Annotated in this window: 10 protein-coding genes; 7 read left to right on the top strand and 3 right to left on the bottom strand. The window is 72.1% G+C overall.

Annotation, left to right across the window (positions count from 1 at the left end; all coding sequences use genetic code 11):
- Positions 1-354: 354 nt before the first annotated feature.
- Complete coding sequence (locus OH809_RS17210) at positions 355-1,758, bottom strand: SWIM zinc finger family protein (protein WP_406421554.1); 1,404 nt, start codon at positions 1,756-1,758, stop codon at positions 355-357.
- Positions 1,759-1,891: 133 nt separating this feature from the next.
- Here OH809_RS17210 and OH809_RS17205 point away from each other — a divergent pair, with 133 nt between their 5' ends.
- The 6 genes from OH809_RS17205 (at position 1,892) to sucD (ending at position 10,010) form a co-directional block, all read left to right on the top strand.
- Positions 1,892-2,338 (top strand): hypothetical protein, encoded by a 447-nt coding sequence (locus OH809_RS17205; protein WP_406421555.1) that lies wholly within the window; start codon positions 1,892-1,894, stop codon positions 2,336-2,338.
- 111 nt (positions 2,339-2,449) lie between these two features.
- Positions 2,450-3,562, top strand: a complete 1,113-nt coding sequence (locus tag OH809_RS17200) for an AAA family ATPase (RefSeq protein WP_406421556.1) — start codon at positions 2,450-2,452, stop codon at positions 3,560-3,562.
- Positions 3,559-5,979 (top strand): DUF5682 family protein, encoded by a 2,421-nt coding sequence (locus OH809_RS17195; protein WP_406421557.1) that lies wholly within the window; start codon positions 3,559-3,561, stop codon positions 5,977-5,979. Before OH809_RS17200 ends, OH809_RS17195 begins: the two co-directional genes overlap by 4 nt.
- Before the next feature lie 89 nt (positions 5,980-6,068).
- Positions 6,069-7,211 carry a VWA domain-containing protein gene (locus tag OH809_RS17190; protein WP_406425139.1) on the top strand — a complete coding sequence of 381 codons (1,143 nt, stop codon included), beginning with the start codon at positions 6,069-6,071 and terminating at the stop codon, positions 7,209-7,211.
- Between the two features lie 711 nt (positions 7,212-7,922).
- Positions 7,923-9,104 carry an ADP-forming succinate--CoA ligase subunit beta gene (gene sucC / locus OH809_RS17185; protein ID WP_266982419.1) on the top strand — a complete coding sequence of 394 codons (1,182 nt, stop codon included), beginning with the start codon at positions 7,923-7,925 and terminating at the stop codon, positions 9,102-9,104.
- A 21-nt stretch (positions 9,105-9,125) separates the two neighbouring features.
- On the top strand, positions 9,126-10,010 hold the full coding sequence (gene sucD, locus OH809_RS17180; protein WP_406421558.1) for a succinate--CoA ligase subunit alpha: 885 nt from the start codon (positions 9,126-9,128) through the stop codon (positions 10,008-10,010).
- A 107-nt stretch (positions 10,011-10,117) separates the two neighbouring features.
- Here the strand turns inward: sucD and OH809_RS17175 are convergent, their stop codons facing one another.
- Positions 10,118-11,362, bottom strand: a complete 1,245-nt coding sequence (locus OH809_RS17175; protein ID WP_406421559.1) for a sigma factor-like helix-turn-helix DNA-binding protein — start codon at positions 11,360-11,362, stop codon at positions 10,118-10,120.
- Positions 11,363-11,478: 116 nt separating this feature from the next.
- Between OH809_RS17175 and OH809_RS17170 the strand changes: the two genes are divergently transcribed.
- A complete protein-coding gene (locus OH809_RS17170; RefSeq protein ID WP_406515297.1) occupies positions 11,479-13,185 on the top strand; it encodes a DUF6350 family protein in 1,707 nt (568 codons plus the stop codon).
- Here OH809_RS17170 and OH809_RS17165 read toward each other — a convergent pair.
- Positions 13,175-14,044 carry a hypothetical protein gene (locus OH809_RS17165; RefSeq protein WP_406421561.1) on the bottom strand — a complete coding sequence of 290 codons (870 nt, stop codon included), beginning with the start codon at positions 14,042-14,044 and terminating at the stop codon, positions 13,175-13,177. The two genes, OH809_RS17170 and OH809_RS17165, sit on opposite strands and share 11 nt — an antisense overlap.
- Between the last annotated feature and the right edge of the window lie 20 nt (positions 14,045-14,064).

Below are 14,064 nucleotides of genomic sequence, written 5' to 3'. Positions count from 1 at the left end.
AACTGCTGGGCAGGTGCATCGTTTTGGCGAACATGAACACGATGGGGTGAGCGGTGTGACGATCTGCGGGTATGCCAGGTGAGGTGTGGGTAACGTTCTCGGTGCGATCTGGGACGCCGGGTGTGGCGTCAGCAGTCGGGGCCCCCGTGTCACCAGCGAGATGGTTCGGGGCCTCCCCGTCGCCTTTGGCCACACCCACATGGCCAGGTCGTAGGGATTCCGCCCGCCCGGGACGGAGCGCATACGGGATATGCGTCGCCGACCGGGACGCGAAAGCGGAGGACCAGTGCGCCCAAGACCGTTCGGGGCGTGCCGGTGAGCCAGGACTCACTCCTGCCCACCGCCCAGGAACGGTCAGATGAGCGGTACGGTCTCGGCCGCACCGCCGCCGGAGCCATCGGCCCAGGCGGCGAGCGGGTCGAAGCCGCGGTGGCCGCATTCGCCGAACACCGTGACGGGCGCGCCGCCGGACAGCGCGACGAGCTTCCACAGGCCCGGCCGGGACAGCGTCGACGGGACGACGGGCAGGGCCGTACCGCCTGTGGCGTCCGCCAGTTGCCAGCCGTCGCCCGACGGCACCGGTATGACCTCGCGCAGCGTCGCCGGCCAGGACTCCAGCCAGGGGTCGTCCCGCAGGGCGCGTCCGTACGCGGCGACCGCGGCCGCGGTCGTGGAGCCTCGAGGGGGAGTGCCGGACGGCACCGGCGCACCGAACTGCGCGCCCAGCTCCGCCCTCAGCTGCCCGGCCCCCTGATACGGCGTGAGTTCGGCGTCGAGCGTGACGCCCACCGGCAGGGCCTGCCCGGGGGAGCGCCCGGCCGCTCCGAAGGACAGCAACAGCGCGGTGCGGCCCGAGTCCTTTCCGTACAGCCAGATCCGACGAGTGACGATCTTGCCGTCCGGGGTGTCGTACTGGGCGAGGACCAGCCACCGGTCACGGACCGGGAGGCCGTCGGCGGGGGATGTCAGCCCCACCCGCGTACGGACCGTCGCGGCCAGTGGCTCCGGCAGCCGGTCGATGCCCAGCCAGGCGGTGTCCAGCAGATGCAGCAGCGCGCACTCCTGCAGCAACCGCGCCGGCCAGCCGGGGCCGGACGCCGGGATCGCCCCCAACTCACGGACCCGGCCGGCAAGTCCTGGCGCCTGTGCGTCGACCATGCGGGCCGCCGTCTCCTCCCACAGCCCGTACCCCGACTGGTCGGCCGCCGCCAGACCGCCGCGCACCAGATCCATCAGCCGCTGCTCCAACTCCTGTGCACCGCCGGTGATCCGCCCGGCCCGCCGCTCGGCGCGCCGCCGGGCCGCCTCCGGGTCGGCCGGGCCCGCAGCCGAGGTGCCGCCCGCCGCCGGCCCGCCCTTCTCCCCCTTGTCCGCCGCGCGCTTGCGACGGCCCGTCAGCCACTCGCCGGCCCAGTCCGGTACCTCGCCCGCGGGCAGGGCCGATTCGCCGGAAGCCCAGACCAGCAGCAGTCCCAGCGCGTGCTTGCACGGGAACTTCCGGCTGGGGCAACTGCACCTGTACGCAGGGCCGGTGGTGTCGACCGCGGTTTGATACGGCTTGCTTCCGCTGCCCTTGCACAGCCCCCACACCGCACCCGAACCGTCACACCCGCCACCCGACCACGGTCCGGCCGAACCGAGTTTGCTCCCCGCCTTGCGTGATGCCTCGTCAGGAGCCAGGGCCAGGACCTGCTCCACCGTCCAGCGCGCCACCGGACCGGCGGTGCGCAAGGGTTCTCCCCCGTGAGATAGCAGCATGGGGACGACGGTAGGACGCACCACTGACAATCACCCTGACCTGCCATTTCGTCGTCACGCAAGCAACTTGACTTTACTCTTCCTTTGCGATTCGCTGCGAGGTGCCGACCTTTGAATTCGGGGGGATCGACCGATGAGCCACACTGTCCGCAACATCCACAACTTCCGTCACGCCCGCACCATCCGGACTGCCGTCTCCGCAGCCGTCGTCCTCGGTCTCGCCGTGGGCCTCGGGGCCTGCTCCGAGGCCGTCGATCAGGTGGACAAGGCCGTGGACGAGACGTACGAAGTCACCTACGAGGTCACCGGTACGAGCGTCGACGAGATCCAGTTCCACGCGGGCGGGGGCAAAGCCATGGACCCGGAGATCGAGACGGTCAAGTCCCCGACCCTGCCGTGGCGGAAGACCGTCACGCTGCGCGGCATCATGCCGCCCGCCGTCATGCCGGTCGCCCTGGACGAGAACGGGGCCGACGTCGCCTGCTCGATCACACACAAGGGCAAGGTCATCAAGGAGGCCAAGGGCGAGGGACTCATCACCGCCGGCGGCTGCGTCGCGGTCTCGCCGGTGACCGGCTGAACTCCCCGCCCGTAGCCGCTGAATCGGCCCTGACCTGCGGTCGGGGCCGATTGTCAGTGGCATGGTGCACGGTGGGAACCACATCAGGTCGACCGATCTGGAGGGGGATCCATGACCGTGTCCGAAACCACCGCCGCCGTCGGCGTACAGGCCCTGCGACCGCATGCCGAGGACGCCTTCGCCCATGAGCTGAAGGCCCTTGCCGCAGCCGACGACCGCCCGCGGCCCGCCCGTTGGCAGCTGTCTCCGTGGGCCGTCGCCACCTACCTGCTCGGCGGCACCCTGCCCGACGGCACGGTGATCACACCCAAGTACGTCGGGCCGCGCCGCCTCGTCGAGGTCGCCGTGACGACGCTCGCCACCGACCGGGCGCTGCTGCTCCTCGGCGTTCCCGGCACCGCCAAGACCTGGGTCTCCGAGCACCTCGCGGCCGCCGTCAGCGGCGACTCGACGCTGCTCGTCCAGGGCACGGCGGGCACCCCGGAGGAAGCCGTCCGCTACGGCTGGAACTACGCACAACTGCTCGCGCACGGGCCCAGCCGGGACGCCCTGGTGCCGAGCCCCCTCATGCGTGCCATGTCCGAGGGCATGACCGCGCGGATCGAGGAGCTCACCCGCATCCCCGCCGATGTGCAGGACTCGCTCATCACGATCCTGTCGGAGAAGACGCTTCCCGTTCCGGAGCTGGGTCAGGAGGTCCAGGCCGTCCGGGGATTCAACGTCATTGCGACGGCCAACGACCGCGACCGCGGGGTCAACGAGCTGTCCAGCGCACTGCGCCGGCGGTTCAACACCGTCGTGCTGCCCCTACCGGCCACCCCCGACGAGGAGGTCGACATCGTCTCCCGGCGCGTCGACCAGATCGGGCGTTCCCTCGACCTCCCGGCCGCACCCGACGGAATGGCCGAGATCCGGCGCGTCGTCACCGTCTTTCGCGAGCTGCGCGACGGTGTCACCACCGACGGCCGCACCAAGCTCAAGTCCCCCTCGGGGACGCTGTCGACCGCCGAGGCGATCTCCGTCGTCACCAACGGTCTGGCGCTGGCCGCCCACTTCGGCGACGGGATGCTGCGCCCCGGCGATGTGGCGGCGGGCATCCTCGGCGCGGTCGTCCGTGATCCCGCAGCCGACAGGGTGGTCTGGCAGGAGTACCTGGAGACCGTGGTCCGGGAGCGGGACGGCTGGAAGGACTTCTACCGCGCCTGCCGCGAGGTATCCGCATGACCCGGGCCACGCGTCCCGTCGGACCGCTGCTGCTGGGGGTGCGGCACCACGGGCCGGGCTCGGCCCGAGCCGTCCGTGCGGCGTTGGAAGCCGCCCGCCCGCAGGCGGTGCTCATCGAGGGGCCTCCCGAGGGTGACGCACTGCTGCCGCTGGCGGCCGACGAGCGGATGCGACCGCCGGTCGCGCTGCTCGCCCATGCCGTGGACGACCCGGGACAGGCGGCGTTCTGGCCGCTGGCCGCCTTCTCACCCGAGTGGGTCGCGATCCGCTGGGCGCTGGCGCACGACGTGCCGGTCCGCTTCATCGACCTGCCCGCGGCGAACTCCCTGGCCATGACACAGGCAGCGGAACGCGAACCGGGCAGGGACGGGACCGGGGGTGCGGACGGGGCCGGGGGTGCGGACGGGGGCGTAGCCGGGGAGCCGGCTCCGGGAGGCTCACCCGGGCATGCCCCGATCGACCCCATCGGCGTACTGGCCGAGACGGCGGGATACGACGACCCGGAGCGCTGGTGGGAGGACGTCGTCGAACACCGCACCCAGGGCGGCGAGGCCGTCGACCCACGGGCTCCGTTCGCCGCGCTCGCCGAGGCGATGACGGCCCTGCGCGATGTGTACGGGGACGGCGGCCACCCTCGTGACGCCGTCCGCGAGGCGTACATGCGCATCCAACTCCGCAAGGCGGTGAAGGAGTTCGGTGACGACGTCGCGGTCGTCTGCGGTGCCTGGCATGTGCCCGCGCTCGGTACGAGGACCACACTCGCCGCCGACAGGGCCCTGCTCAAGGGGCTGCCCAAGCTCAAGGCCGAGCTGACCTGGGTGCCTTGGTCGCATCGGCGGCTCGCCCGGCACAGCGGATACGGGGCGGGCATCGACTCGCCCGGCTGGTACGGACACCTCTTCGAGGCCGCCGACCGCCCGATCGAGCGGTGGATGACGAAGGTTGCCGGACTCCTGCGCGACGAGGACCGGTTCGTGTCGTCCGCCCATGTCATCGAGGCCGTACGACTCGCCGAGACCCTAGCCGCCATGCGCGGCCGCCCGCTCGCAGGGCTGAGCGAGACGACCGATGCGATCCGGGCCGTGATGTGCGAAGGCTCCGATGTGCCGCTCGCGCTCGTCGGGGACCGGCTGATCGTCGGCGAGACGCTCGGCGAAGTGCCGGACACCGCCCCTGCCGTGCCCCTGCAGCGTGACCTCACCCGACAGCAGCGCACGCTCCGTCTCAAACCGGAAGCGCTGGAGCGGGAGTTGGAGCTCGACCTGCGCAAGGACACCGACGCGGCCCGCAGCCGGCTGCTCCACCGGCTGCGGATCCTCGCCGTCGGCTGGGGCGAGCCCGCCGCGGGCCGGGCGAGCACCGGCACCTTCCGGGAGAGCTGGCGGCTGCGCTGGGAACCCGAGCTGTACGTACAGGTCGCGGAGGCCGGCACCTGGGGTACCACCGTGCTCTCCGCGGCGACGGCCAAGGCCGGGTCCCAGGCGGTCTCGGCGACCGCACTCGCCGAGGTCACCGCGCTCGCCGAGCGCTGTCTCCTCGCCGAACTGCCCGAGGCACTGCCCGTGGTGATGCGGGCCCTCGCCGACCGCGCCGCGCTCGACGCAGACGTCGGCCACCTCGCCGACGCCCTGCCCGCCCTCGCCCGCACCCTGCGGTACGGGGACGTGCGGTCCACGGACACCGCGGCGCTCGGCGAGGTCGCGGCCGGGCTCGCCGAGCGGATCTGTGTCGGAATGCCGCCCGCCTGCACCGGGCTCGACGCCGACGGAGCCGCCGAACTGCGCCGCAAGGTGGACGGCGTCCACACCGCGATCGGGCTGCTCGACGGAACCGTACCGGCGGACGGACTCCGTGAGCGCTGGGCCGCCGTGCTGCACAAGCTGGCCGCCAGGGACACGGTCGCGGGCGTCATCCGGGGCCGCTCGACGCGGCTGCTCCTCGACGACGGGCGGCTCGAAGAGGGCGACGCGGCACGGCTGATGGGCCTCGCCCTCTCGCCCGGCACGCCCCCGGCCGACGCGGCGGCCTGGATCGAGGGGTTTGTCGGCGGGGCCGACGGGGGCGGCATGCTCCTTGTCCACGACGAGCGGCTGCTCGGCCTGGTCGACGGCTGGCTGGCCGGTGTCCCCGCCGACACGTTCACCGATGTGCTCCCGCTGCTGCGCCGCACCTTCTCGGCGTACGAAGCAGGCGTACGGCGCACGCTCGGCGAGCTCGTACGACGCGGTCCGGCCCCCGGGGCTCCGGCCGCGACCGCCGCCGGGACGGCGGCACCCGGCTTCGGGCCCGGCCTCGACGAGGCGCGGGCGGACGCGGTGGTGCCGGTGCTGCGGCTGCTGCTGGGACTGAACGCCGAATGCGGCGAGGGCGCAGAGGGTGCCGAGAACGCCATGGAACCGCTGGGAGCAACAGGATGACGACGGTCACGGAATCAGGCACGGACGCGGAGCGGCCGGGAGCCGCCGGGCGGGGCGGGGCGGACGACGAACGGCTCCGGAGGTGGCGCATGGTGCTGGGCGCGGAAAGCGCCGAGTCCACCGGCTGCACCCTGACCGGACAGGATGCTGCGATGGACGGTGCGCTGAATGCGCTCTACGGCGGCGGGGGCAGGCCCGGCGGCCGCGGCGGGACCGAGCGCTCGGCCGGACTCGGCGCCTCCGCCCCGTCCGTCGCCCGCTGGCTCGGTGACATCCGCACGTACTTCCCCAGCTCCGTCGTCCAGGTCATGCAGCGCGACGCGATCGACCGGCTCGGTCTCTCCACGCTGCTGCTGGAGCCGGAGATGCTGGAGGCCGTCGAGGCGGACGTCCACCTGGTCGGAACACTGCTCTCGCTCAACAAGGCGATGCCCGAGACGACGAAGGAGACGGCACGAGCCGTCGTACGCAAGGTGGTCGACGACCTGGACAAGCGGCTCGCCACCCGCACCCGGGCCACGCTGACCGGCGCGCTCGACCGCTCGGCGCGGATCAACCGGCCGCGTCACCACGACATCGACTGGGACCGCACCATCCGGGCCAACCTCAAGAACTACCTCCTGCTTCCCGGCGGGGACGGGGCCGGCACGGTCGTCCCCGAGCGGCTCATCGGCTACGGACGCGCCGCGCAGGCCGTGAAGAAGGACGTCATCCTCTGCATCGACCAGTCGGGGTCGATGGCCGCCTCCGTCGTCTATGCCTCCGTCTTCGGCGCGGTGCTCGCCTCCATGCGTACGTTGCGGACCAGGCTCGTCGTCTTCGACACGGCTGTCGTCGACCTCACCGAGCAGCTCGACGACCCCGTCGACGTACTCTTCGGCACCCAGCTCGGCGGCGGCACGGACATCAACCGGGCGCTCGCCTACTGCCAGTCCCAGATCACCCGGCCCGCCGACACCGTCGTGGTCCTCATCAGCGACCTCTACGAAGGCGGCATCCGCAACGAAATGCTGAAGCGGGTGGCCGCGATGAAGGCGTCCGGCGTGCAGTTCGTGACGCTGCTCGCCCTGTCCGACGAGGGCGCGCCCGCCTACGACCGCGAGCACGCGGCGGCGCTCGGCGCGCTCGGAGCACCGGCATTCGCGTGCACCCCGGACCTCTTTCCGGAGGTGATGGCCGCGGCACTGGAGAAGAGGCCACTGCCCATACCGGACAAGGAGACCCATCAGTAACAAGGGACTTGTGTCAACCCGGAAGGGTCGTGCACGCGACGTCCCGTCGCCCGCGGAGGACTGCGTTCCGCAGTCCGCGCCATTCTGAGAGGGCTCACTCCGGCGTGACGGCAGCAGCTGTACGGTCAGTCGCCGACCCGCGCCCGATGCGATGGCCGGCCGGACAGCCGTTCCGGACACCGAACCGGCCGCGGACGCCACCGCGGCCTCGGCCGCGGTCGCGACGCCCGTCCGGCCGTCGAGCACGCGGCGCACGGAGCGGCGGGTCCGGACTCGATCGCGCCCGCCTGTCGGAGCGACGCGGTGGCCGCCTTCACCGCTCCGGAGTACCCGGCCCGGGGGATCTGAGACCCCTCGGAGCGCTGAGTGTTCGTCCCGGCCCGTGGCCGGGCGGTTCCCCGACGTGTACAGGACCGCTGCGCCCCGACCGTGGGTTCCGCCCGGACACGGGCCGCGCTCGCTCCACCGGCGCGGCCCGTGCCGTTTCGTCCACTGCGACCCGGCCACCAGCACGGTCTGTGACCGTAATCACCGCCCAGGTGCGATCTGCGATTTAGGGTCATGCGGAGCTCGGGGATAACCTGCGAGATGGACATGCCGCGTACTCGGTAACCGTGTGCGCCTTCCTTGTGACCGAGCAGTCACGTTGCCCCTCGCGGCACGCCCACGCTGAAAACGAACCGCGAGACCACTGAAAAGGGACGGACGCGCGTGGACCTGTTCGAGTACCAGGCGAGGGACCTCTTCGCCAAGCACGGTGTACCGGTGCTGGCCGGTGAAGTCATTGACACGCCTGAGGCAGCCCGCGAGGCGACCGAGCGGCTGGGCGGCAAGTCTGTCGTCAAGGCGCAGGTGAAGGTCGGCGGCCGCGGCAAGGCCGGCGGCGTCAAGCTGGCCGCCACCCCCGACGAGGCGGTCGCCCGGGCGACCGACATTCTCGGCATGGACATCAAGGGCCACACGGTCCACAAGGTGATGATTGCCGAGACCGCGCCGGAGATTCTTGAGGAGTACTACGTCTCGTACCTCCTCGACCGCACCAACCGCACCTTCCTGGCCATGGCCTCGGTGCAGGGCGGCATGGACATCGAGGAGGTCGCGGAGAAGACCCCCGAGGCCCTCGCGAAGGTCCCGGTCGACTCCAACACCGGTGTCACGATCGAGAAGGCCCGCGAGATCGTCGCCCAGGCGAAGTTCCCGGCCGAGGTGGCCGAGAAGGTCGCCGAGGTCATGGTGACGCTGTGGGAGACGTTCGTCGCCGAGGACGCACTCCTCGTCGAGGTCAACCCGCTCGCCAAGGTCGCCTCCGGCGACGTCCTGGCGCTGGACGGCAAGGTGTCTCTCGACGAGAACGCCGACTTCCGTCAGCCCGGCCACGAGGCCCTCGAGGACAAGGACGCAGCCAACCCGCTCGAGGCTGCCGCCAAGGCCAAGAACCTCAACTACGTCAAGCTCGACGGCGAGGTCGGCATCATCGGTAACGGTGCCGGTCTGGTCATGTCGACCCTGGACGTCGTCGCGTACGCCGGTGAGAACCACGGCAACGTGAAGCCCGCCAACTTCCTCGACATCGGCGGCGGCGCCTCCGCAGAGGTCATGGCGAACGGCCTGGAGATCATCCTCGGCGACCCGGACGTCAAGTCCGTCTTCGTCAACGTCTTCGGTGGCATCACCGCGTGCGACGAGGTCGCCAACGGCATCGTCCAGGCTCTTGCGCTGCTCAAGAGCAAGGGCGAAGAGGTCACCAAGCCGCTGGTCGTGCGCCTCGACGGCAACAACGCGGAGCTGGGTCGCAGGATCCTTTCCGACGCCAACCACCCGCTGGTGCAGCGTGTGGACACCATGGACGGCGCGGCCGACAAGGCCGCCGAGCTCGCCGCGGCTGCGAAGTAAGGGACGAGGGACTCCAACACCATGGCTATCTTCCTCACCAAGGACAGCAAGGTCATCGTCCAGGGGATGACCGGTGCCACCGGCATGAAGCACACCAAGCTCATGCTGGCCGATGGCACCAACATCGTCGGCGGCGTGAACCCGCGCAAGGCCGGCACGACCGTCGACATCGACGGCACCGAGGTACCCGTCTTCGGCTCCGTCGCCGAGGCGATGGAGAAGACCGGCGCCGACGTGTCCGTCCTCTTCGTGCCGCCGGCCTTCGCGAAGGCCGCCGTCGTCGAGGCGATCGACGCCGAGATTCCCCTCGCCGTCGTGATCACCGAGGGCATCGCCGTCCACGACTCGGCCGCCTTCTGGGCGTACGCCGGTTCGAAGGGCAACAAGACCCGGATCATCGGCCCGAACTGCCCCGGACTGATCACCCCCGGCCAGTCCAACGCCGGCATCATCCCGGGCGACATCACCAAGCCCGGCCGCATCGGTCTCGTGTCGAAGTCCGGCACGCTGACCTACCAGATGATGTACGAGCTCCGTGACATCGGTTTCTCGTCCGCCGTCGGCATCGGTGGCGACCCGATCATCGGTACGACGCACATCGACGCCCTCGCGGCGTTCGAGGCCGACCCCGAGACCGACCTGATCGTCATGATCGGCGAGATCGGCGGCGACGCCGAGGAGCGTGCGGCGGACTTCATCGCGAAGAACGTCACCAAGCCGGTCGTCGGTTACGTCGCGGGCTTCACCGCCCCCGAGGGCAAGACCATGGGCCACGCGGGCGCCATTGTCTCCGGCTCCTCCGGCACCGCCCAGGCGAAGAAGGAGGCCCTTGAGGCCGCAGGCGTCAAGGTCGGCAAGACGCCGACCGAGACCGCCAAGCTGGCGCGCGAGATCCTCGGCGCCTGATCACCTCTTCGCGGGACTGCCTCCGCACAGACGGCGCGGGTCCGTACCCCTCCTCCGGGGGTACGGGCCCGCGCCGTTTCCTGTGCGCCGGCCGGAGCGCGCTGGAGTCACCTCAGGTCCGGTACCAGCCGCGCCGGGCCACGGACGAGCTCTTCGTGCAGCTTCTTCTGCAGCTTGAGGTCCTGTGGGGTCAGCTTCTGGGGACCGCCGCGGGGAGGCACGCCGCCGACCCGCTCGGCAGGCGGATTCCCGTACCGCACCGGAGACATCACCATGGTGATCAGTGCGATCCCGACGATCAGGGCCGTCAGGGCGACGGCTGCCCGCGTCCAGAGTCTGGCCTTGTGCTCACTGCCGGCACGGATCGCACGGGCCGCGGGCATCGCGGCCACCGGCTGAGTGAGGGCGAGCGCGCCCAGTTGCTCGTGCAGCAGCGCCGACCGTCCGGTGGGCGATGAGGGTTCCGCCAGCTCGGGCACCTGCTCGGCCACCGCGGCTCGCGCGTTCATCAGCCGGCTCGCAGCCGCTGGGGTGCTCGCCTCCGTCTCCGCGGCGGTCTCCGGGAGGTCCAGGCCGACACCGTCGTAGAGCAGCAGGGTGCGACGGTAGGACGGCGGCAGGTCGAGCAGTGCGTCGAGCAGGGCGCCGGCGCCGGGGGCGGCGGGCGGCGGGTCGGGGTGGCGGTGCGCCCGGCGCAGCCGGTGCCAGGGCGACACCGCGTACTCGTATGCGACCGCCCGTACCCAGCCCGCGGGGTCCCGGTCCACCGCGACCTCGGGCCAGCGCTGCCAGGCCTGCTCGAAGGCCCGCTCGACGGCCTCCCTGGAGAGGTTCCGGCGGCCGGTCAGCAGGAACGTCTGCCGGAAGAGGGCGGCGGCGTTCTTCGCGTACAGGGCGTCGAATGCCTCGGCGGGTGTGAGGGCGGGTACGGGGGCGGGTACGGGGGCGTCCAGCCGGTCGCCGGCCGGCGGCTCGTCCGCCCGCACCGTTTCCGCCGCTCCCACTGACGTTCCTGCTGCTGCCGATGCCGGTGCCGGTGCCGGTGCCGGTGCCGGTGCCGGGGACGACGACGGCTTCGTCAGGTCGGCCCGCTTGCCGTGGGCGCCCGGAGGGGTGCTTTCCGAGGTGCTCCGCGCCTCCGTGCCGACCGAGCCGATCAGCTTCGCGTACGCCTCACGCTTCCGTCCCCGAGGGCTGGCGCGGCCCGACTCCCAGGACCGGACCGTGGCCGGGGTGACGTCCATGGCCGCGGCGACCTGCTCCTCAGTCAGTGACTTCGCCTCACGCAGTCGGCGCAGCTCCTTCGGGGAGGGCAGGGGGGAGGAGGCCGTGTCGGTGGCGCTCTGGGTCATGAGGAACCCCCGGCAGGCCTCCACGGGAAGGAAATGTACATAAACGTATATTGAGCGACACGGCGGCTAATCGCCCGTTACATGGATTAAGTGCGTGTCGTTGGGAGCATTGCGGTGTGATCCACACGACCGAACGCACCCTGTCGCTCTCGGCAGAGCAGGGAAGGACCGCCGTACTCGCATCCGCCTTCGTGCGGGGGGTGCTTGCCGCGGGGCTCGGACTGGGCTCGCTCGCCGTCCTCGCCATGGTGGTGTGGATCAGCTCCCCGGCCCCCGACAGCGGCCCCGGCGGGGCCCTCCACGCGGCGGCCGGGATCTGGCTGCTGGCGCACGGCGCGGCACTCGTCAGGACCGACACCCTCAGCGGCGCCCCCGCCCCCGTCGGCATCGTCCCGCTGCTGCTCACCGGGGTGCTGGTGTGGCTGGTGCACCGGGCCGCCCGCGACGTGATGGAGCCGGACGAGGGGCGCAACCCGCCGTCGGGCGTGAGCGCCTTCTGCCTGGTGATGGCCGGATATCTGCTGGTCGCGGTGGCGGTTGCCCTCTATGCGAAGGGCGGGCCGATGTTCGCGCAGCCGAGCTCGCTCCTGTTCCCGATGGCCCTCGTGGTGGGAGGTGGGGCAGCCGCCGGGGTGTGGGCGGCGGCCGGGCGCCCGATCGGGCCGCCGCCGGGCTGGGCGCCGGTGCGGGTGCGCGAGGCGCTGGCACGGTCCCGGTTCGAGGAGCGGGCGGACGCTGTGCTCCGGTCGGCGGTGGCCGGGACGGCGGTGCTGCTGGGTGGCGGGGCGCTGCTCGTCGCGGTGGCCCTGGTGTGGCATGAGCAGCCGGTGCGGGACGCGTATCTGGGGCTGTCCGGCGACTGGGCGGGCCGGGCCGCGGTCCTGCTGCTGTCGCTGGTGCTCGTGCCGAACGCGGCGATGTGGGGTGCCGCGTACGGGATGGGGCCGGGATTCGCCCTCGGTACGGCGTCCACGGTCACCCCGCTCGCCTTCACCGGGCGACCGGCCCTGCCGAACTTCCCGCTGCTGGCCGCGGTCCCCGCCCACGGAACCGGAACGGCTCCGAACTGGGCAGCCGCGGCGGTACCGGTCGCGGCCGGGGTGACGATCGCCTGGTTCACGGTACGGAGGGCAGCGCCCGCCCGTGGTGTGGGGGAGCCGGCGTGGGGCCTGCGGGGGACTGCGCTGACGGCTGCCCTGGCTGCGCTGGGATGCGGCGCGTGCACGGCGGTGCTGACCGCGGCGGCGGGCGGTCCGCTGGGGACCGGGGCGCTGGCGGAGTTCGGCCCGGTGTGGTGGCTGACCGGGGCGGCGGCGGTGGCGTGGACGGCACTGCTCGGTGTGCCGGGGGCGCTGCTGCTGAGGGCGTGGCGGCTGCGGGAGTCCGGCGGTGAGGGGGAGCGCGCCGAGGCGATGGAGAAAGCGGTGAACCCCGTGACACCCGGGGTGGCCGATGCGGAGGCGCCCGGGCAGCCGAGCGAGGAGCGGCGCCGGTGGTGGCGCCCGCGGCGCGGGCCCGGGGGCGAGGACGCGGCTGCCGGCAGGGAGTCCGGAACCGGACCTGCGGCTGGAGCAGGCTCCGTACGGCCGTCCGCGACCGCGCCTGCGCCCGCCTCCGTGCCCACCCCCGCAACCGCCTCCGCGTCCCGCGACGAGGAACACGCGGGCCGGGACGCGTACGACTTCCTGCCGACCGATCCGTGGCACGGGCGAGCGGTTGAGGATCCCCCTTGGGTCCCGCTCCTCACGGAGCTGGAAACGCCGTCGGCCCGGCCTCCGGAGGCCGGGCCGACGAGTGGGCCGGGAGAAAGCGCTAGTTCTTGACGCCGAAGAACGGTTCCAGCGGCTTCGGCAGGAGATCGTTGCAGGCCAGCTGTCCGGACTTGGTAAGCGCGTCGTTCACGCAGGTGTAGTAGTCGCGGTAGACCAGCTGCACCGTGAACGTCATCGCGACGATCGACAGTGCCAGCAGCGCCGTGACGAGCCCGCTGACCGCGGCCGTCGTCTGCGGCCTGCCCTGGTTCTGCGCGTACGGCGCACCGGGTCCGGAGACCGGGGCGCCTGTCGGAGCGGAGCCCGTACCGGAAGAACCGGCGGCGCCGGCCGCGCTGTCCGCCGCCGTCGCGCTCTTGGGCTTGGCGCGCAGTGAGCTGATCGACCAGTACACGGCCAGCGCGCCGAGCAGCAGGGCGATCTCCGGGAAATCGAAGATCGCGAAGAAGAAGGCCCACATGCCGGAGAGCAGCGCGTAGCGGGCGCGGCGCTGGGCGGGGTCGGTCGGGTCCCAGCGCAGTCCGCCGGGGCTGTTCTCGGGTCCGCCCTTGCCACCCGGGCCGTTCGGTCCGCCCTGGCCGCCGGGACGGCCACCGAAGCCGCCGCTCTGGCGTCCCGGCTGCTGGCTGCTCCACTGGCTGCCCCAGACGGGGCGGTCGTCGGAGGAGCCGTCCTCGGGTGCCCCGTCGCCGTTTCCGCTCCCGTTGCCGTCCCCGTCGGTCCCGCCGTTCGACGGGTGGCGGGGCTGCCACGGCTGGTCGGGGCGGTTCTCCGGCGGTGCGGCGAACGGGTTGTCGTCCTTGTCCGGGGAAGAGGAGGGGCCCGTGGGGGGCCGGCGTTCCCTCAGCAGCACTGAGGACCGCTCGGGCAGCGGGAGGCGGAAGGCGGTGCGGCGGCGTCGGTCCGGCATATGGTGAACGTCTTCCCCAT

The organism is Streptomyces sp. NBC_00873 (assembly GCF_045207415.1).
GTDB lineage: Bacteria > Actinomycetota > Actinomycetes > Streptomycetales > Streptomycetaceae > Streptomyces.
The sequence above is the reverse complement of the archived record's forward strand: the minus strand, read 5'-3'. Positions and strand labels throughout refer to the sequence as shown.